The sequence below is a fragment of the Colwellia sp. BRX9-1 genome (assembly GCF_014077195.1).
In the GTDB taxonomy this organism is placed as follows: domain Bacteria; phylum Pseudomonadota; class Gammaproteobacteria; order Enterobacterales; family Alteromonadaceae; genus Colwellia_A.
On sequence record NZ_JACGVM010000001.1, the window covers coordinates 24,469 to 44,361 of the forward strand.

17 protein-coding genes are annotated in these 19,893 nt (G+C 38.5%); 6 read left to right on the forward strand and 11 right to left on the reverse strand.

Features of this window, described 5'->3' with window-relative positions; genetic code table 11:
* Window positions 1-5: 5 nt before the first annotated feature.
* Complete coding sequence (locus H4J76_RS00125; protein WP_182229889.1) at window positions 6-839, forward strand: SDR family oxidoreductase; 834 nt, start codon at window positions 6-8, stop codon at window positions 837-839.
* Between the two features lies 1 nt (window position 840).
* Entirely contained in the window at window positions 841-1,149 is a 309-nt protein-coding gene (locus H4J76_RS00130; protein ID WP_182214772.1) for a hypothetical protein, read from the forward strand.
* An 87-nt stretch (window positions 1,150-1,236) separates the two neighbouring features.
* Here the strand turns inward: H4J76_RS00130 and H4J76_RS00135 are convergent, their stop codons facing one another.
* The 6 genes from H4J76_RS00135 to hutC all read right to left on the reverse strand — a co-directional run bounded on the left by H4J76_RS00135 (window position 1,237) and on the right by hutC (window position 8,092).
* Window positions 1,237-2,181 (reverse strand): SPFH domain-containing protein, encoded by a 945-nt coding sequence (locus H4J76_RS00135; protein ID WP_259377098.1) that lies wholly within the window; start codon window positions 2,179-2,181, stop codon window positions 1,237-1,239.
* Window positions 2,181-3,098, reverse strand: a complete 918-nt coding sequence (locus H4J76_RS00140) for a slipin family protein (protein WP_070375014.1) — start codon at window positions 3,096-3,098, stop codon at window positions 2,181-2,183. The genes H4J76_RS00135 and H4J76_RS00140 overlap by 1 nt, the downstream gene beginning before the upstream one ends.
* Before the next feature lie 44 nt (window positions 3,099-3,142).
* Window positions 3,143-3,595, reverse strand: coding sequence for an NfeD family protein (locus tag H4J76_RS00145; protein ID WP_182214770.1), 453 nt, complete (start codon window positions 3,593-3,595; stop codon window positions 3,143-3,145).
* A 394-nt stretch (window positions 3,596-3,989) separates the two neighbouring features.
* Window positions 3,990-5,534, reverse strand: a complete 1,545-nt coding sequence (hutH, locus tag H4J76_RS00150; protein ID WP_182229890.1) for a histidine ammonia-lyase — start codon at window positions 5,532-5,534, stop codon at window positions 3,990-3,992.
* 88 nt (window positions 5,535-5,622) lie between these two features.
* On the reverse strand, window positions 5,623-7,326 hold the full coding sequence (gene hutU / locus H4J76_RS00155; RefSeq protein WP_182222519.1) for a urocanate hydratase: 1,704 nt from the start codon (window positions 7,324-7,326) through the stop codon (window positions 5,623-5,625).
* A gap of 43 nt (window positions 7,327-7,369) precedes the next feature.
* Window positions 7,370-8,092, reverse strand: a complete 723-nt coding sequence (gene hutC / locus H4J76_RS00160; protein ID WP_182214766.1) for a histidine utilization repressor — start codon at window positions 8,090-8,092, stop codon at window positions 7,370-7,372.
* Between the two features lie 236 nt (window positions 8,093-8,328).
* Between hutC and hutI the strand changes: the two genes are divergently transcribed.
* Together hutI and H4J76_RS00170 are read left to right on the forward strand one after the other, a co-directional pair.
* Window positions 8,329-9,561: an imidazolonepropionase gene (hutI, locus tag H4J76_RS00165; protein WP_182214764.1), complete on the forward strand. Its 1,233-nt coding sequence runs from the start codon at window positions 8,329-8,331 to the stop codon at window positions 9,559-9,561.
* Between the two features lie 240 nt (window positions 9,562-9,801).
* Complete coding sequence (locus tag H4J76_RS00170) at window positions 9,802-11,901, forward strand: EAL domain-containing protein (protein WP_182229891.1); 2,100 nt, start codon at window positions 9,802-9,804, stop codon at window positions 11,899-11,901.
* A 51-nt stretch (window positions 11,902-11,952) separates the two neighbouring features.
* Here H4J76_RS00170 and rraA read toward each other — a convergent pair whose 3' ends face one another.
* Window positions 11,953-12,438 (reverse strand): ribonuclease E activity regulator RraA, encoded by a 486-nt coding sequence (gene rraA, locus H4J76_RS00175; RefSeq protein ID WP_070375007.1) that lies wholly within the window; start codon window positions 12,436-12,438, stop codon window positions 11,953-11,955.
* Window positions 12,439-12,687: 249 nt separating this feature from the next.
* On the opposite strand from rraA, the gene H4J76_RS00180 reads away from it, so the two are divergent.
* Both H4J76_RS00180 and H4J76_RS00185 read left to right on the forward strand, forming a co-directional pair.
* Entirely contained in the window at window positions 12,688-14,688 is a 2,001-nt protein-coding gene (locus H4J76_RS00180) for a bifunctional diguanylate cyclase/phosphodiesterase (protein ID WP_182229892.1), read from the forward strand.
* Window positions 14,689-14,795: 107 nt separating this feature from the next.
* On the forward strand, window positions 14,796-16,655 hold the full coding sequence (locus tag H4J76_RS00185; RefSeq protein WP_182229893.1) for a methyl-accepting chemotaxis protein: 1,860 nt from the start codon (window positions 14,796-14,798) through the stop codon (window positions 16,653-16,655).
* A gap of 129 nt (window positions 16,656-16,784) precedes the next feature.
* Here H4J76_RS00185 and H4J76_RS00190 read toward each other — a convergent pair whose 3' ends face one another.
* From H4J76_RS00190 to H4J76_RS00205, 4 genes are all read right to left on the reverse strand, one after another.
* Window positions 16,785-17,150, reverse strand: a complete 366-nt coding sequence (locus H4J76_RS00190) for a gamma-butyrobetaine hydroxylase-like domain-containing protein (RefSeq protein ID WP_182176480.1) — start codon at window positions 17,148-17,150, stop codon at window positions 16,785-16,787.
* A gap of 59 nt (window positions 17,151-17,209) precedes the next feature.
* Window positions 17,210-18,538 carry an HslU--HslV peptidase ATPase subunit gene (gene hslU / locus H4J76_RS00195; protein ID WP_070375003.1) on the reverse strand — a complete coding sequence of 443 codons (1,329 nt, stop codon included), beginning with the start codon at window positions 18,536-18,538 and terminating at the stop codon, window positions 17,210-17,212.
* 61 nt (window positions 18,539-18,599) lie between these two features.
* Complete coding sequence (gene hslV / locus H4J76_RS00200; protein ID WP_070375002.1) at window positions 18,600-19,118, reverse strand: ATP-dependent protease subunit HslV; 519 nt, start codon at window positions 19,116-19,118, stop codon at window positions 18,600-18,602.
* A 133-nt stretch (window positions 19,119-19,251) separates the two neighbouring features.
* Entirely contained in the window at window positions 19,252-19,806 is a 555-nt protein-coding gene (locus tag H4J76_RS00205) for an SPOR domain-containing protein (protein WP_182229894.1), read from the reverse strand.
* Window positions 19,807-19,893 lie beyond the last annotated feature (87 nt).

Here is a 19,893-nt window from a genome sequence, read left to right on the forward strand (position 1 = left end):
ATACGATGGTAAAAAATGTTGCGATTATAGGTTGTGGTTGGCTTGGCCACGCTTTAGCAAAGCAATTGTTGAGAGAAGAATATCGCGTCACTGTAACGGTACAAAGTGAAGAGAAAAAGCAAAGACTAGCTAAAGAGCAAATAGATACAGAGCTTTTGACTTTACCTGTTGAAGATCCTAAATCAACAGTGTTAAGTGTTTTTGGTCACGATACGCTTATTATTTCTATAACACCACAGATCCGTCAAGGGCGAAGCGATTACCCTGAAAAAGTTGCCCAGTTAATTGAAATGGCTGAACTAGGGCGTGTAAAAAAAATTGTCTTGTTAAGTAGTACTGCTGTCTATAATGGTTTGTCAGGTTTAGTTGATGAACAATCAGTGCTAGATATGAACGCTGATAAAGTGGCTACTCTTATTCGCGCCGAAAAAGCAGCAGAGGCCTTTTCAGGTGAAACAGTTATATTGCGCTTGGCCGGATTAGTTGGGCCTGAGCGCCACCCCGGTAGGTTTTTACAAGGAAGAAAATTACTTTCTGACCCACAAGCCTTTATCAATCTAATCCATCAGGACGATGCGGTTGGTGTTTTAATGGAGATCATTAAAGATGAAAACATTAGGGGTATTTATAACGCGGTCAGCGCTACGGAAACGTCTAAACAACATTATTACCATGCGGCTGCTAAAGCTTTAAATTTGCCGCTGCCAGAGTTCTCGTTTGAAACATCAATGCGTTTTGGTAAACGTATTAATGATGAAAAACTGCGTAATAGTTTTACTTATCAATTTACTCATGATGATTTAATTGTTTGGTTATATAAATCGGTTGCAGGGTTATAAGATGCTTAAAGCTTGGTTAACCAACAAAGCCACTCAGTTGTTTTTTGTTTTATGGTTGCATATTTCGTTATTAAACTTATTTTTTGTTAACAAACGAGGCGTTGTGTTTTTGTGGCAACAAAATAGCGAACTGAACACCTTACTGACTCATTTTATTACTGCTTTAATTGCGGCCATTATTTATATTGCCATCACTAAGATACGAATAGGTTTAGCGGAAAAAAAACTCACGATGGGTAATAATGTTTTTGTGGTGGGCTCAGTGGTTATGGTGTTACTCATTGGCTTTTTTTTATTTTCAAGTGAGTAACATAATGCCATTTATCTATCAAAGCACGTAGTTAAAAAGCGAGTCAACTACGTGCTTTATTTATTCTACTATTTTTAAGCTTAGCTGTTATTTAATACCTGATACGGCTAACCACTGGTTAAAATCAAGCAAGTTTGCCGGTAAAATAACTTTTCTGTTTGCCTGGCTTAAGCCTTGCATTTGCTGAAGGTACTGCTCGGTTAATTGTAAATCAAGTGCTTGTTGCCCACCCGGTTGCTCAATGGCAATCGCTATTTTAGTGATTGAATCCCCCGTTGCTTGCGCAATAGCAGTTATTTGTGCCGCTTTACCTTCTGCAGAATTTATACGACGTTGTTTTTCACCTTCTGAAATATTGATCATTTCAGTCATTAAGCCTTCTGAACGATTAATTCGACTCGCCTTATCTCCTAAACTTTTTGCTAGAATTGCCCGGCGTTCACGTTCCGCATTAACTTCTAACTCCATGGCATTTTTAACGGTATCAGGTGGCGTTATATTTTTTATCTCATAGCGATGAACACGTATTCCCCAACTTTCGCCTGCTTTATCTAATACTTCTACCACTTTAGCACTGATAACATCACGCTCTTCAAAAGTTCTGTCCAAGTCTAAGGTACCAATAACAGAACGCGTGGTGGTTTGTGCTAATTGCATCGCGGCAAAACGATAGTCAGTGATACCGTAGCTTGCTTTTAATGAATCAATGACTTCGATGTAAATAACGCCGTCAACTTCAACATTTACTTCGTCTTTTGAAAAACATTCTTGTGGTGGTACGTCGATTGTTTCTTCTTTTAAATCTTGAATAAAAGCCACACGGTCAATAAATGGCAATAAAAGATGAAAGCCTGCTTCTAAGGTACAGCGGTACTTGCCTAAACGTTCAACGACATAGGCAGACTTTGTTGGTACTAAGCAAATAGCTTGTACGAATTTGTAGGCTAGAAAGAGAAATATAGCGCCCCAAATAGCCAGCACCACGATATCAAGGTTACTGCCACCCATATTACTTATAGTTTGCTGGATCATTATTTTGCTCCTTGAACGGTTTGCGTTACTTTGTCCATGCCTTCGAAAAAGCCTTCTAATTTCGCCATTTCAGCGGGCATAATTGAGACATCTGCAGTTTTTAAAATAGACCCAGTTTGTTTAATGAATTGCTCTAGTAAACGCATTTTTATCGCTTTGTCGCCACCCGGAGTCATTGACGCTTTGGCAATCATGTTCATGCCCTCTGCGGTGGCTTGCGTTAGTATTTCAATTTCTTTTGCAAAACCATGTGCTTCATTAATTTGTCGTTGTTTATCACCCTCTGAAATATTAATGGCTTCTTGGCGCTCACCTTCTGATAAATTTATTGTCGATTCTTTGTCAGCTTCAGCTAAAGTAATTTCAGCACGTTTTTTTCGTTCGGCTTCCATCTGTTTTTCAAGGGTATGAATGACATTAGCAGAAGGGGTGATATTCCTAACTTCGTAACGCAACATTTTGATGCCCCAAGGATCTGATGCTTTGTCTATTTCACGGACAATCGTTTCGTTAAGGGTGTCTCGTTCTGAAAACGTTTGTCCGAGTTTTAACTTGCCAATTTCACTACGCATAGTGGTTTGCGCTAAATTCACACAAGCCCGGCGGTAATCTTCTATACCATAGCTGGCTTTGGCACCGTCCATAACTTGAATATAAACTAAGCCGTCGACTTCAATTTGAATATTATCGCGAGATATACAGCTTTGAGAAGGGATGTCTAAGACTTGTTCTCTTGTTTCATGACGGTAAGCGACGCGGTCAATAAAAGGAATAAGAAAATGTAATCCAGGTTGCATTATTGCGCGAAATTTACCTAAACGTTCGATAATACAAACTTCTTTCATTGGCACAATAAGGACCAGTTTGACAACAATAAACAGTAATCCAAGAAAGACAAAGGTGAGTGTGGCTAGCATAGGTTGCTCCCATATTTTTAGTTAGAATGATAGTTTTGTTGTTGTTACTTTATCGGTTCAACAACCAGAGAGATATTTTCTTTACAAACAATAGTGGCGTGACTACCTTTGGGTAACTCTGAACCGTCGCTCAGCGCGGTCCAAGTAGTGCCTTGAAATTCTACGCGACCAGCATGAGTCCCTGGTCCAATTTTTTCTATAACCGTTACTTCTTTGCCATAAATGTCTAGTTCTTCATAAATATTTTCAACGGTATATTCACCACTGAAAAACCGTTCAGTGACAAAATAAAGTACAAATAGTAGAAATGAAGCAAGAATAAACCAAGTCGTTAAAGTCAGAGTCCAAGTATCGAGTAATTGTTGTTGTACACCAATAGCGACTAATAATGAGGCAATACCTAAATTTAAGAGGATACCACCGGGAACAAAAATTTCTGCGCAAGCAAATAATATGGCTAGAACAATCCACGTTTCAAATAAAAGTATGTACTCCACCGCTAACTCCTTGTCATTAATGCTTTAATAGATTAACAGGTTAAAAAAATATAGATACTGTTGTTATATTATTATGAAGAGGTAAAATTTATGATCACTTCTGTAAAAATAAAGTTAGCAAGTATGACATATTATGTCAAGTTTGTTGTTGAATTATATTTCCTAGTTAAGTCTAGGTTATCAGGTAACTTCCTTACGTTAGTCTGGCTCTGATATCCTTGTCTCAAAGATTGATATACAGGAAAGTATTAATAAGGTGAATGCGCGTACCTAGCAGAAATATACGTTGCTTTACTTTTTACATCCATGTGATCACAGCATACCGTTCATCCTGAACATATAAAGCCCGTTAACTTTCATTAACGGGCTTTATTTTTTATATTGTTATTAAATACTAGAAGCTTGGTAGTATACCAGCGGGTATTAATTGATTTAATTCACCATCAGTAATAATATCTGAGGCTTCTGCAATATCGGGTGCAAAGTATCTATCTTTATCATAAAAGCTTACTTCTTGACGTAAAATAGCTTTGGCTAATTCAACTTTTTCAGCACCTTTAAGAGGAGCTCTAAAGTCTAAACCTTGCGCGGCGGCTAAATACTCTACGGCCAAGACACCATTGGTATTTTCTGCCATATCAGCTAAACGACGACCAGCAAAGCAAGCCATCGATACATGATCTTCTTGGTTAGCCGATGTTGGTAAACTGTCAACCGAAGCAGGGTGAGCTAACGATTTATTTTCTGATGCTAAAGCTGCTGAGGTCACCTGAGCTATCATAAAACCTGAGTTAACACCGCCGTTATCTACAAGAAATGGAGGGAGTTTACTTAAGTTTGCATCAATCAATAGTGCCATTCTACGTTCAGACAACGAACCTATTTCGGCAATGGCGAGGGCTAAATTATCAGCAGCCATAGCGACAGGTTCAGCGTGGAAATTACCTGCCGAGATAAAATCACCTTCATTTGCAAAAACCAGTGGATTATCCGTTACTCCATTGGCTTCGATATGAAGCACTTCAGCAGCCTGACGAATTTGTGTTAAACATGCACCCATCACTTGTGGCTGACAACGTAATGAATAAGGGTCTTGTACTTTTTCACAATCAACATGAGAGCCACCAATTTCAGAGTTTGTATCTAAAACATAACGGTAAGCGGTTGCTGCATCTATTTGGCCTATTTGCCCACGTACTTGGTGAACGCGATCGTCAAAAGGGGCACGTGAACCTAATGCGGCTTCAACAGACATTGAGCCAATAACCACAGCAGCAGCAAATAAATCTTCAGCGTGAAATAAACCTTCCAAAGAAAAAGCCGTAGATGCTTGTGTACCGTTAAGTAGCGCTAAACCTTCTTTCGCGGCAAGTGTTACCGGTTCAAGACCTGCAATTTTTAAACCTTCAAGGGCGGTAATGACTTCACCGTCATGCGACATTTCACCTTCACCTAGTAAAGGTAAAACCATATGTGAAAGTGGCGCTAAATCGCCAGATGCGCCAACTGAACCTTTTTTGGGTACACAAGGATAGACTTCAGCATTAAGCAGAGTGATTAAGGCTTGGATGACTTTTAAACGTATACCTGAAAAGCCACGAGACAATGAATTGATTTTTAACACCATCATTAAGCGTACAGTGGCATCTTCCATATATTCGCCAAAACCCGCTGAGTGAGAAAGTACGATAGAGCGTTGTAATAATTCTAGCTCTTCTGTCTTTATGCGTGTGCTGGCTAATAAGCCAAAGCCGGTATTAATACCATAAACGACACGGTTTTCACGGATAACTTGTTGTACCGCTTCAGCACTTTGATGAATCGCATCAAAGGCACTCTCGTCAAGGCTGTATTGAATACCTTCGTATTTAACGACGTTGCGTAATTGCGCTAGGGTTAATTGCCCTGGAATAATGTTTAATGTGCTTATATCTGACATGTATTTCTCGTTAATTCTAATTAATTCGTTAAATGAGTTTTCTTTAATGTGGCTGCATTAAGTCATTACGTCAGCCACGAAGAAAAAGTTACTTACCGTTAGCGCCTTCAATCATAGGTAAATCAAGGCCTTGCTCTATTGCACAATCAACGGCTATATCGTAACCCGCATCGGCATGACGCATAACACCTGTCGCAGGGTCGTTCCATAAAACGCGGCCAATACGCTGTGCTGCTTCGTCAGTTCCGTCAGCAACAATAACCACACCTGAATGTTGGCTAAAGCCCATACCAACACCACCTCCGTGATGTATGCTTACCCAAGTAGCACCACCAGACGTTGAAAGTAGGGCATTAAGTAATGGCCAATCAGAAACAGCATCTGAGCCATCTAACATACTTTCAGTTTCTCGATTTGGTGAAGCAACTGAACCTGAATCTAAGTGATCTCGACCGATAACAACGGGGGCAGATAATTCGCCAGTTTTAACCATTTCGTTAAAGGCTAACGCTAAACGCGCACGGTCTTTTAAACCAACCCAACAAATACGTGCTGGTAGACCTTGAAAGTCGATACGCTCACGAGCCATATCCAACCAATTGTGTAAATGAGGATTATTGGGGATCAATTCTTTAACTTTTGCATCGGTTTTATAGATATCTTCTGGATCGCCAGACAATGCTACCCAGCGGAAAGGACCTATGCCCTCACAAAATAAGGGACGAACATATGCAGGTACAAAACCGGGGAAGTCAAAAGCATTTGTAACCCCTTCATCTAAAGCCATTTGACGAATGTTGTTGCCATAATCTGTTGTTGCAGAACCTGCCGCTTGTAAGTCGAGCATGGCTTGTACTTGTATCGCCATTGATTTTTTCGCCGCTTTTACTACAAAAGCTTCGTCTTTTAAGCGCATCTCGGCTGCGTATTCCATGGTCCAACCTTGTGGAAGGTAGCCATTTAATGGATCATGTGCTGATGTTTGATCTGTGGTTACATCGGGTGTGATACCACGCTTTACTAATTCAGGAAAAACGTCAGCGGCGTTACCTAATAAACCAACAGATATCGCTTCACCTCTAGCACATGCTTCGTTGATCATGACTAAAGCTTCATCTAGCGTTTTTGCTTTTTTGTCTACATAACGAGTTTTGATACGAAAGTCGATTCGGGTTTCATCACATTCAACCACTAATGCTGAGAAACCAGCCATAGTTGCTGCGAGAGGTTGTGCACCGCCCATACCGCCTAACCCACCAGTAAGTACCCACTTACCTTTAGCGCTTCCGCCAAAGTGTTGCTTAGCCATCGCGACAAAGGTTTCATAAGTACCTTGCACAATACCTTGTGAACCAATGTAAATCCACGAGCCCGCAGTCATTTGGCCATACATCATCAAGCCTTTTTTATCGAGCTCGTTGAAGTGTTCCCAATTACCCCAGTTTGGCACTAGGTTTGAGTTAGCAATTAAAACACGTGGCGCATTTGAGTGGGTTTTAAATACACCAACCGGCTTGCCTGATTGCACCATTAAGGTTTCGTCATCTTCTAAACGATTTAATACTTCAATAATTTTGTCATAGCAAGCCCAGTTGCGTGCGGCACGGCCGATCCCACCGTAGACCACTAATGATTGCGGGTGTTCAGCAACTTCAGGGTCAAGGTTATTCATTAACATGCGTTTAGCCGCTTCGGTTAACCAACTTTTTGCGGTAATTTTATTACCACGATCGGCTCTGATCACTCGGCTTGTATCTAATCTTGGGTCTGTTGAGGTATTTTCGATAGTCATGATATTTTCCTAACTATGGGTTGTAAAAAGGATGATTATTTCTTTAGAATTTTAAGTGACTGCCTAAACGATACTTATTACCCGGAGAGGTTAAGGTCGCTAAACTGACCACCCCTTTACTTGACCAAGTACGACGTTTCACTTGTAAACAAGGCATTGATTCTTCTATATGAAGTAATTGGCAAATATAGGCTTCTGCTAATACAGCTTCTATTTCGTGTGTTGCTTCTGTTAATGGTGCTTCACTTGATAAATATTCGTGAGGCGTTATTTGCGTGAAGTCTTGCTGTAAATAATTTTTTACTAAGTCGCTATTAACAAAACGTTGTTCGAGTTGAATCGGTTGATCATTTTCAAAATGCAGTACTTCAGAATAAAAAACTGACACGCTATTAATTGAATTAGTTTTTAAGTTAAGTAAAATAGCGATTTCTTCGTTAACAGCAACCGCTTTTAAGGTCAGCTGTTTAGCGTGATGTCGATGACCTCGCTCTTGAATTTCATCAGCGATATTACGAATTTCTAATAACGAAGACTGTGACTTAAACGTTGCAACAAAAGTGCCTGAGCCTTGCGAACGAATCAATAGTCCTTGCTCGGTAAGTTCTTGTAAAGCACGTCTTGCTGTCATACGACTTACTGAAAATTGATCCGCGAGTTCATTTTCAGAAGGGACTTTTGCATGTTGTTGCCATTCGCCAGATTCAATTTTTTGGCAAATATGCTGCTTTATTACGGTAAATTTTGCTGTTTTTACTTTAGTCATGTTAATTCGCTAGGTTTATTGTTTATAAGACTGTTGTCGTCTTAACGCTATAACTTGTATATACAATCTCATTTATTAGTGCTGATGTCAATAGTTGTATATACAAGCTTGCTTGTCTATTCTCTATCGCGTAAAGTAGCGTTATTAGCAATCAAACACTACGCTTATAATGCCGCCATCTTTTGATATAAACGCTGGTTAAAAGTTTAGCGTTAAAATCACCTTTTGGATCTATTATGACGATTAATTCTTCTGCTTGGCACACTCTCTTCATTAATGTAAATCTAGCGACTATGACTGATGGCGCTAACAGCTATGGTGCGATTGAAAATGGTGCTTTAGCAATAAGTGGAAGTAAAATTGCTTGGTTAGGCGCTGAAACTTCTTTACCCCCATATGATGAAAAATCAGTACGGGTTATTGATGGAAAAGGCAAATGGTTAACGCCCGGACTCGTTGATTGTCATACTCATATCGTTTATGGCGGTAACCGAGCCAATGAATTTGAAATGCGCTTACTCGGGAAAAGTTATCAAGAAATTGCTAATGCCGGCGGAGGCATAGTCTCAACAGTATCTGCCACACGCAAAGCCAGTGAAAGTGAATTATTAGCCAGTGCCTTACCCAGGTTAACTGCATTACATCAACAAGGTGTGACCAGTATTGAAATTAAATCGGGTTATGGTCTTGATACAGAAAACGAAATTAAAATGCTTAAAGTAGCAGGGCAGTTAGCTGAAAAACTGCCGGTTACTATTAAGCGGACTTTCCTTGGCGCTCATGCTTTACCTGTTGAATACAAAGATAATCCCGATGAATATGTCGACTTAGTCTGTGATGAAATGATACCCATTATTGCCGAAGGTAAACTAGCCGATGCGGTTGATGTTTTTTGCGAAAGTATTGGTTTTAGTTTAGTACAAACAGAACGTGTCTTTGCTGCGGCTCAAAAGCATCATCTACCGATAAAAGTTCACGCTGAGCAATTATCAAATTTAGGCGCTACCGCATTAGCGGCAAAATATAATGCGCTTTCATCTGATCATATCGAATTTTTAGATGAAACCGGTATTAAAGCCATGAAAGATGCAGACATGACTGCAGTACTGTTACCCGGAGCCTTTTATTTTCTTCGTGAAACACAATTACCGCCAATGGAATTATTACGCAAGTATCAAGTGCCAATGGCGATTGCTACCGATGCAAACCCCGGTTCCTCACCCATTCATAATATTCAACTGATGCTTAATATGGCATGCACATTCTTTCGATTAACACCGGCAGAAGCACTAGCTGGTGTTACTTGTTATGGTGCTAAAGCACTCGGTTTAGCTAATAAAGGTCAGCTTGCGCTTGGCTTTGATGCAGATATTGCCTTGTGGAATATAGAGCAACCAGCGGAACTTTGTTATCAATTTGGCGTAAACCCACTGAGTGAATTATTTGTAGCGGGTAATAAAGCCATTTAATTTCATTAAATGGGCTTATATTCAGGCGATAATTTTTTCTGCGATAAGCCTAGTTAAAAACACCCTATACAAACTTCACTATATTGCTTAGTCTTAATATATATCCGTTCTACTTCAATACGCAGGTTCGTCTAATGGTGTTTAGCTATAAACCCCGTTTGGCATTGCAATAATTGATCTAATTTCCTAGTTAAACTCATCAATCGTATAGGTTTGTTGTCATTAGGTAAAAGGCTTTATATGAAACACTTTCGCTCGACGCGCTTATCACTCACTGGTTTTTTGATGGTAGTGTTAAGCTTGTTTTTATTTTCGAGTACGGCACAAGCCGCCTCTTTTTCTTTTACTGAATTTAATATTGCCTTTGTTTTGGGGTTAATGTTTCCTGTTATATTAATTATCGCCTTAGTTAAGCCCTTAAAAAACATTCGTCTTCGTTACCCCTTACTGATTTCTCTGAGTGTTTTATTGATGCTTTATGCCTTGGCTTATCCAAAAAGCTATCAAAGTGAATTGATACTTTCATCAGCCATGATTTTTTCTTCGGTGTTATTTTTTTGGCTACGAAGCACTTATTCTCAACCGGCAGAAAAAGTAAATTATTTAATCAATTTTATTGTTGTCGCAACAGCGGTATCTTTTGTTTTTAGTTTATGGTTTTTACCCGATATTGATGGTTATTTAGCCTGGCTGGCGGCAAGTTTACTGGTGCTTGCATGTGCTGGCGTTACGGTGCTTTCATCAAAAAAAATTAAAGAGCCTAGTAGTGTGAGATTAACGGCACAGTGGTTTATACATCTTTGTTTCGTGGTTATTCTTTTCGCGTGGTTAAATGCTTTTATCAGTGTTGTTTGGTTAGTGTCGGCAATCGTTATTTCTTATCTAGCCGCTTTGGTCAATGGTTGTTGGTATTTAGTGCAAGCCATTCGCGTCGAACTTAATAATAGCGATGATATTCGTCAAAAAATATCAACAGCATATTTGTTAGACCCTGCAACAAATTTACCCTGTTATCAGCAAGCCTTGGAAAAACTAGACAATGTTATAAAGCAGCAGCCTAAAAGTCGCTTTGTGAGTATTGTTTTTAAGCCGGTAAACTTTCAAGCGGTTAACACCGTTTTAGGTCACCATAATTCTGATATTTTATTATTACAATTAGCGTATTGTTTACAGAAAAAAGTCGCTGAAAATATTTTATTAGTTAACTTTTCAGATGAACAATCACCGATAAAAATCGCTCGGCTACAAGGGTTACACTTTTTAGTCGTGCTAGATTTGAGTACTGACAATTATCCTGACCATACTAAAGTTGATCAGCTTTGCCGTGAGCTTATGGCTGCTGTGCCCAGTGCAATGAGTTTTAAAAGTTTTTCTCTCAATTTCGAATTGGCTTTTGGTGCTGCTTATATGGGTGAATACAGTCATAGTGTCGGTGAGGTTATTTCATTTGCTGAAGATGCCTTACTCGTTTCAGAACAAACTCAACAAGTTGTCAGTTACTTTGACCACAATAGTGCACTCTATACCGAACAACAATTACAGCGTATGGAACAATTAAAACAAGATATAGCCGATGAAAAATTACATTGGTATTTACAACCACAAATAGGTCTAGCAAATAAAAAAGTAGTAGGCTTTCACATGGAGGTGCATTGGTATTGCGATGATAAAGCACCGCGTGTACTCAACCAATTTGTCGATATTGCCGAGCATAGTGGCGATATCTATCTATTAACAAAGCAGATGATTGTTGAAGCATGTAAGGCCATTGCTCAATTACAAAAGGTAGGTTTTGAAAAGCCAGTAACCATTACCTTTGCTAGTAAAGAGTTACTTGAACCGGCATTAATTGACTACATTGTTTTGCAAGCTAAAGAATATAGTATTAATACAAATTCTTTAATTATCGAGTTTAAAGAAGCGCTAATTTTATCTGCTAGCCAAAGAGCAAAAGCGATCATTGATCAGCTGAAATCTTTAAATATAAAGATCGCGATAGGGGATTTTTCAGGCAGCTATGAATCATTACGATACTTACGAAAGCTGAGTATCCATCAAGTAAAAATTAATTGTGGCTTGTTGGGTAATAGTGATAATAATATTGAGAGTGGTAGCTCCGATAAGGCCATTATTAATGCGCTAATCAATTTAACCCGGGCAATGAAACTCCCCCTTATTGGCACCTCAATTAATAACAGTAATATTGAACAAGCATTTATATCAATGGGTGGTGAATATGCTCAGGGTAGATATTTAAGTCGTGGGGTTGTTTTTGATGAAATTGAAATTTGGACGCGACGTTGGCTCGAACAATATCCACATAGTGAGCCAGCTAAGTGAGCCCAATTTAAGTCAGTGGGCGTAACTTACTGAATATAAAGTCTAGATGATTTATTCAATGTCTAACGGCTCTGGTGACAAAATAATACCAGTATTGTCAGCATAAATGTGGTCTTCAGGGAGAAATGTTACCCCAGCAAAGTTTATTGCTAAATCACTTTCGCCAATATCTTGGTCACTAGCACCGACAGGAATAGAGACTAAGCCTTGAATGCCTAAGTCGAGTTCTTCTATTGCATCTACGTCGCGGACACTTCCATAGCAAACAATTCCTTCCCAAGCATTGTTAGCGGCCTGTTCAGCAATGTTAAAATCAATCAGTGCCCTACGTGTTGAGCCACCACCATCAATAACAAGTACTTTTCCTCGTCCATCTGTCGCTACAATTTGTGCTATTAAACCATTATTTTCAAAGCACTTAATGGTAACAACTTGACCACCAAAAGAGCTGCGCCCGCCATAATTACAAAAGATAGGATCAACAACATCAATTAGGTCGGCATAAATATTACAAAGCTCTGAGGTGTTGTATTCCATGATTTTTCCTTAATGCTATGATTGAATGCTTATACCTATGCTACTAAATTTTTGCTCACAGCAACAGTAAACATAAAGTGTGAAAAAATTTAATCGATTGGCTGTTAGTATAGCTCGATGTACAAACGTTGTGTGAAATATATTCAATGGTAAATAACCGTATAATCAGCAAATAATAATAGCGACTGTCTTGTATTGCTAAGCAAAAGAATATTTAATGGTCGCCCGCAACTTAATAGAGAATATAACATGGTAGGTGAGAAAGACTTTTATCACGGTCTATTATTTTCTGTTGAAGCCGTAGTTTTTGGCTTACTTGCTACATTTTTTTTGCTGTATTATCGGGGGATAGGTCGGCAGTATGTTAGCTACTGGACGGTGAGCCTATTTTCTTTAAGTGCCCATCAACTTTGCCTTGCCATTGAAACCCAACTTACCGACCTCAGTGTTATCGCCTTAGAGAAAGTTCTTCTTACAGTGGGTATTCAAGTTAGTTTTTATTTTCATCTCTGCGCACTTTTACTCGGAATATATAGCGCAGTTTCAAAAAAAAGTATTTCTAAAAAAATCACCAATAGCAGCTTTATACTCAGTGCTTTGTTCGCACTAACGGCAACGTTACTCTATGGATTTGAGGTTAACGAGGTTTATAACCGCTTTTACCTGCGAGAGAGTTTACCTGCATTTGTGATGGGCTGCAGTTTATTGCTAACGGCTTTTTATCTATATAACTTGCCAAAAAAATATTTTTCGGCACATATTCTTATTATTTATAGTCTTATTATGGGGGGCAGGTACGTTTTATTTTCCTTTCTTTCTATTGTACTTATCAATGAGTATTGGTTTAGGCCATTAGCAGAAGTACTGATTTATTTTGATTTGGGTGCCTTTACTTTATTAGCATTTACTATGCTTATTTGGATGCAAGGGGCAGAGCGAAGTATTGCGACCTCTGCGATGAATAAGGCTCAATATTTAGGTAAGCACGATTCATTAACCGGGGCGTTAAGCCGACAACAAGTCATGGAAAAACTGCCTTTAATCATCGAAAAAACCGCCTGTAATCAACAAAATTTAGCGGTTTTTTTACTAGATATTAAAGGCTTTAAATTTGTCAATGATACATACGGGCTTAAGGTTGGGGATGCTATTTTGGGTGAAATAGCGCGTAGACTTGATGAAAGTATATTTTTACCCCAGGTGGTTGGACGATTAAGTGGTGATTCTTTTACTTTTATTATTGATGGTGTTGACGAAAAGCAACAAGCGGCTGCAATAGAACATTTACACGGCTTAATAAGTCGGGCGTACCACATCAAACAACATAAAGTATTATTACAATGCTCTGTTGGTTATTGTTTATATCCTGGGGATGGGCTATTAGCTGAAGATTTATTGCAGAAAGCTAATTTAGCCTTAGCGCAAGCTGAAAGTCAAAATGTGGCGACGGTCAAATATAAAACGGGAATGCAATCGCATGGTCGAAGATTACTTGCCATGGAAAAAGAAATTCGCGATGGTTTTGAAAACAATGAATTTGTACTCTATTTTCAACCACAGCTTAACTTATTAAATAATCGTATAGAAGGCTTCGAAGCGCTTGTTCGCTGGCAACACCAAGAACGTGGTTTATTACAACCCGCAAGTTTTTTACCTGATATTGAATCGCTTAACCTGCTTAGTGAGCTAGACAGTTATGTGCTTGAACGAGCATGCCAAACTATTGCACGTTTGCAAAAAGAATATCATCGACGAGTGACCATAGCGGTTAATATTACCGCCGTTGAATTTCAAGATCCAAAATTGATTGAAAATATCCAAGCCTTACTTTTTAAATATCAAATTACACCAAGATGTTTAGATTTAGAAATTACCGAAAATGTTGTGATGACTGAAATCGCAACAGCAATGAATACCATTGTTATTTTGCAAAATATGGGCATAAAAGTTTCAATTGATGATTTTGGTACAGGGTATTCCTCATTGGCATACCTGCGTAAACTGCCGATCGACAAAATTAAAATTGATCGAAGTTTTATTGAAGAAGTCGCAAGTAATGATTCAGATTTAACGATTGTTAAATCTATGGTTGAGCTTTCTCATGGTTTAGGTAAGCGTGTTTTAGCCGAGGGAGTTGAAACCGAAGAACAACTAAGGGTATTACGCAACATTGGCTGTGATGCTGTTCAAGGATATTACATCAGTAAACCTATACCCGAAGAAGCATTGAAAAAATACTTTGCCCGATAATTATCATCTTATTATTTCATATAAAAAAACATATAAATTTGTTTCAAATTTTAATTTTCTACCTATACTAAAAATATCAATCTATTAATATTTTTAGGATCTCCTTTATGCTAATCAAGCACAAGCTTATTGCTAACACCGGTATTTTGGTTTTATCAATGGTCTTTATGTTGGGCTTACTTAATTTTACTATGTCGTCTTTGGAAACTGATATAAAAATTGCTCGAGAAATTGGCAATATCGAAACCGAAATTTTACAGTTGCGTCGTAATGAAAAGGATTTTTTAGCTAGAAAAGATATCAAGTATTTTGAGGCGTTTAGTGAAAATTATGCTGAGCTTATAAGAAATATTGGTTCACTTGAGCAAGCTTACGAAACGATAGGCAAAGACCTTCCTGAATTAAATAAGCTTCGCGCTGTGCTAAATGATTATCAACAGTTCTTTAAAGACTTAGTTGATGCACAAAAAGATCTTGGTTTATCTTCAACCGACGGTCTATACGGCTCATTAAGATCTGCTGTTCATGTAGTTGAAGAGTCGATTGGTAATAGTGACTATAAATTGCTGAGCAATATGCTACAACTTAGACGCAATGAGAAAGACTTTATGTTACGTCTTGATGCGAAATACGTCGACCGTTGGAATAATAATGCCAGTTCTTTTGTTCAAGACATAAACGTAAGCGATTTATCCAGTGATGCTAAATCACAAGCCATTGATAATATCTCTCTCTATGAACAAGCATTTACAGACTTTGTTGCCGGACAAAAACGGCTTGGTTTCACCGCTAAAGAAGGTTTAAAAGGTGATATGCGCAACGCTGTTCATCAAGTGGATGAAATTTTAGATAAACTTGTTTTACTGAGTAAAAATGAGGTTGTTGAGCACACCAAATTTGTTGACTTGGTTGCCTACAGTGTCTTTTTTATCATATTACTTATTGCCATCAGTTTTGCCTTTTTTGTCAGTAGAAGTATTTTATTAAGCATAAATCAGCTAAACGAGACCATGAAAAAAGTGGCTGATACTCAGGATTTATCGTTGACCGTATCTACTCACAGTGATGACGAACTCGGCGAAATGGCCACTATTTTTAATAATATGCTGGGTAAGTTTAGAAACTTAATTACGGCCGTTAACCTTTCTGTTGATACTGTGCACGAAGCAACAGATAGTTTATCAAAAAATATTCACCTTGCTAATGCCGGAGTCGACTCACAAATTCAACAAACGGATATGGTCGCTACCGCGGTGACTCAAATGGTTGCGACCGTTGATGAAATTGCTAATAATACCAATGCCGCTGCGAGTAAAGCTGAAGCAACCAATAATAATGCGATTAGTGGTAAAGAAGGGGTTGAGCAAACTATTGCGAAAATTGATGAGCTTTCTGAAAAGTTAAGGGAGTCAGAAAATATAGTGCACGAACTTGCTAAAGATAGCGATACTATTGGTTCAGTATTAGATGTTATTCGAGGCATAGCAGAGCAAACAAACTTACTGGCGTTAAATGCGGCTATCGAAGCAGCCAGGGCGGGTGAACAAGGGCGTGGCTTTGCTGTGGTTGCTGATGAAGTTAGAACATTAGCCAGTCGGACTCAAGATTCGACACAAGAAATTGAAACAATTATTAGTTCATTGCAAGGACGAACCAAAGAAATTGTTTCTCATATGGCTATTTGTCGAACACAAGGCCAAGACAGCGCTGACCAAGCAAGCTCAGCGGGTAAAATGCTAGAAGAAATAACCTATGATGTTTCAACCATCATGGAAATGAATACAGCTATCGCATCAGCCATTCAAGAGCAAAGTACGGTCGCTTCTGAAGTTAATCAACATGTGGTTGAGATAAGAGACGTCGCCGAACAAGCCGGGCTAATATCTCATCAAAATGCACAAATGAGTGAAGAGTTATCTCAGCAAGCGGCAGTGTTAAATAATGAAGTGAGTCAGTTTAAAGTTTAGAAATATACTTTTCTCTTGAAGATACCGAACAGGTATTTTCAAGAGAAAACGTTATCTCTGTCTAGTTATTACTAGGTAAAATTCGCTAAATAAAAACCATCTTGAATGTTCGTGTTAACTTATTCTATTTTATTTCACTTCAACAAAACTAATCGACGCTTCCCTATTTTGGCTTGTGGTTAAACTTGAACAATAGCTTTGCCAATTAATGTCGTAATTATCAAAGAGATTTTTGAATGTTTGGTCAGTGAAAATAGCGCCGTGCTTGTCATCAAATACTAAGCGGTGGCCATGCTTACCTAGCGGTTCAATATCAGTTAATAGCACGTCTTTTTTATGAAACACTTCTGGTATTTTAACGCCATTTTTAGCTTTCGTTTCTACAGGAGAAAATACTCTTAGGTATTCAAAGGAGAAACTAAGTTGAAGGTTACTATCAAAATTAAGGGTTAATTTTTTTTGCTTGCGATCAAGCGTAAACTGAATGATTTTCATTAATTCCTGCGCTTATATTGGCTAAAAGAGTAGGAAGTTAACTTCCTACTCTTTTCTTTCTATAGAATAAAACGGCTTAAATCTTCATTTTTAACTAATTCAGAAATAGTGTCATCTACGTATTTTTGATCAATTATAATGACTTCCCCAGCACGCTTATCAGCATTAAATGATAGGTCTTCGATTAAACGTTCCATCATAGTATGTAAGCGTCTTGCGCCAATGTTTTCTGTACTTTCATTAACTTGCCATGCGGCATTAGCGATTGCTTGAATACCATCTTCACTAAAAGAAACATGTACACCTTCTGTTGCCAACAAAGCAATATACTGTTCAGTTAATGATGCGTTTGGTTCAGTCAAAATTCTAACAAAATCATGGGTAGTTAGCGCTTGTAACTCTACACGAATTGGTAATCGACCTTGCAATTCAGGGATCAAATCAGATGGTTTTGCCATCTGGAATGCGCCTGAAGCAATAAATAAAATATGGTCTGTTTTAATCATGCCATGCTTAGTGCTTACTGTTGAGCCCTCAATCAGTGGGAGTAAGTCTCGTTGTACCCCTTCGCGAGAAACATCAGGACCTGAGCTATCACCACGCTTACAAATCTTGTCAATTTCATCGATAAAAACGATGCCATTTTGCTCTACCGCATAAATAGCCTTTTCTTTGATATCGTCATTGTTAACAATTTTGGCGGCTTCTTCTTCTTGCAACGCTTTAAAAGCATCTTTAATTTTTAATTTACGCTTACTGGTTTTTTCATTAGACATGCCCTGAAACATATTTTGCAGCTGCGAAGTCATCTCTTCCATACCAGGAGGAGCCATTATTTCAACACCCATTTGTGGGGCAGCTAAATCTAATTCTATTTCTTTATCATCAAGTTGACCTTCACGAAACTTTTTGCGAAAAGCTTGACGAGTACTGCTATTATCCGTAGCTCCATCAGCGCCAAAACCGTCTCGTGGTGGTGGCAATAAGATATCTAAAATTCGTTCTTCAGCGGCTTCTTCGGCGATATGTTTTACCCGAGCCATTTCTTGCTCTTTGGTCATTTTTATTGCCATATCAGCCAAGTCACGAATGATCGTTTCGACTTCTTTACCAACATAACCGACTTCGGTAAATTTAGTTGCTTCAACTTTAATAAAAGGAGCGTTGGCAAGTTTGGCTAGACGCCTTGCTATTTCTGTTTTACCAACCCCCGTTGGACCAATCATTAGAATGTTTTTAGGGGTAACTTCGGTGCGTAACTCTTCGTTTAACTGCATTCTGCGCCAGCGATTTCTTAAGGCGATGGCTACAGCACGTTTGGCATCACTTTGACCAATAATGTGGCTGTCTAATTCACTGACTATTTCACGTGGTGTCATATTCGACATGATAATTCCTTAAGCATTTTACTTATTTGATACACTTACTAAGCGAGACGAAAGTTGAGCTTTATAGCTCGTCAATCGTATGTTGATGATTGGTGAATACACAAATGTCGCCAGCGATTTTTAACGACTTTTCAACAATTTCAATCGCAGAAAGCTCGGTATTCTCTAACAGTGCAGTTGCTGCCGACTGTGCAAAGTTACCACCACTACCGATAGCAATTAAGTCATTCTCTGGTTGTATAACATCGCCATTGCCGGTGATGATTAATGAAGCTGTTTCGTCTGCAACAGCAAGTAAAGCCTCTAATTTTCTTAAGGCGCGGTCACTTCGCCAATCTTTAGCAAGCTCAACAGCGGCTTTAGTTAAATGGCCTTGGTGTTGTTCAAGTTTACTTTCAAAGCGCTCAAATAAAGTAAAAGCATCAGCAGTGCCGCCAGCAAAACCAGCAAGGACCTTGCCGTTATATAAACGACGAACTTTGCGAGCATTACCTTTCATTACGGTATTTCCTAGCGATACTTGGCCATCACCACCAATTGCTACTTTGCCATTACGTCTTACGGATACGATAGTTGTCACAATTAACCTCAAATATTTATTTATATCTATGAAGAATAGATAAGGCTAATTATGACTTTTTCAAGGAGGGAGCTAGATAAATGTGTCTATTATGTCAATTGGACTAACTTATTGTTCACTAATCCGTTGGATTTTATTTCCAAAGCCAAATTTGGCAGCCATTAACATTATTACTTTTTAGCTTATGTTTGTCTTTTTCTGCTTCACGTTTACGCTCATAAGGACCTAAAAACACTTTGTAATAAATACCGTTTTTACCTTTAGATTCACTTATTTGAGCCGTTAAGCCAGTAAAGGCAATATTGGCTTTTAATACTTCGGCTTGTCTCATCGTTCTAAACGACGCGCACTGCATCTTATACGGTCCTTTATCCTTAACTTCATATTTACCCACTTCAACTTCTTTACTCTTTAGGTTGTCAACATATGCCCATATCTCTTTTGGTGGAGCGGGTAATGCTTTTTCTTTTACAGCTTGTGGGGCTTCTTTGACTATTTTCACGGGAGAGATTTGCGGTTTATTGTCTTTTATTGACCATAATCCATAAATAAAACCACCGATCAATAACATGACTAAAAAGAGTAAAAGCTTAAATTTTAAGGTGAAGGTTGGTTTAGGCGCTACCTTGCCTTTATAGGGACTTTTCTTTTTGTTTTGTGCGCGGGAAACGTAATCTTGATGAGCCATGAAATAATAATATACCGGTAAACGTCGGGTAATTCTAACCAACTGGTAAGGAAATGACACTAGTTTAAAAAGAAAATTGTAACAGAA

Coding starts and splice junctions, on each gene's coding strand:
- hutH (WP_182229890.1), bottom strand. CDS start 5,534: ATGTCAGATATAAGCACATTAAACATTATTCCAGGGCAATTAACCCTA.
- H4J76_RS00135 (WP_259377098.1), bottom strand. CDS start 2,181: ATGATCCAGCAAACTATAAGTAATATGGGTGGCAGTAACCTTGATATC.
- hutU (WP_182222519.1), bottom strand. CDS start 7,326: ATGACTATCGAAAATACCTCAACAGACCCAAGATTAGATACAAGCCGA.
- hslU (WP_070375003.1), bottom strand. CDS start 18,538: ATGTCGAATATGACACCACGTGAAATAGTCAGTGAATTAGACAGCCAC.
- H4J76_RS00170 (WP_182229891.1), top strand. CDS start 9,802: ATGAAACACTTTCGCTCGACGCGCTTATCACTCACTGGTTTTTTGATG.
- H4J76_RS00205 (WP_182229894.1), bottom strand. CDS start 19,806: ATGGCTCATCAAGATTACGTTTCCCGCGCACAAAACAAAAAGAAAAGT.
- H4J76_RS00185 (WP_182229893.1), top strand. CDS start 14,796: ATGCTAATCAAGCACAAGCTTATTGCTAACACCGGTATTTTGGTTTTA.
- H4J76_RS00140 (WP_070375014.1), bottom strand. CDS start 3,098: ATGCTAGCCACACTCACCTTTGTCTTTCTTGGATTACTGTTTATTGTT.
- H4J76_RS00190 (WP_182176480.1), bottom strand. CDS start 17,150: ATGAAAATCATTCAGTTTACGCTTGATCGCAAGCAAAAAAAATTAACC.
- rraA (WP_070375007.1), bottom strand. CDS start 12,438: ATGGAATACAACACCTCAGAGCTTTGTAATATTTATGCCGACCTAATT.
- H4J76_RS00130 (WP_182214772.1), top strand. CDS start 841: ATGCTTAAAGCTTGGTTAACCAACAAAGCCACTCAGTTGTTTTTTGTT.
- hutC (WP_182214766.1), bottom strand. CDS start 8,092: ATGACTAAAGTAAAAACAGCAAAATTTACCGTAATAAAGCAGCATATT.
- H4J76_RS00180 (WP_182229892.1), top strand. CDS start 12,688: ATGGTAGGTGAGAAAGACTTTTATCACGGTCTATTATTTTCTGTTGAA.
- H4J76_RS00125 (WP_182229889.1), top strand. CDS start 6: ATGGTAAAAAATGTTGCGATTATAGGTTGTGGTTGGCTTGGCCACGCT.
- hutI (WP_182214764.1), top strand. CDS start 8,329: ATGACGATTAATTCTTCTGCTTGGCACACTCTCTTCATTAATGTAAAT.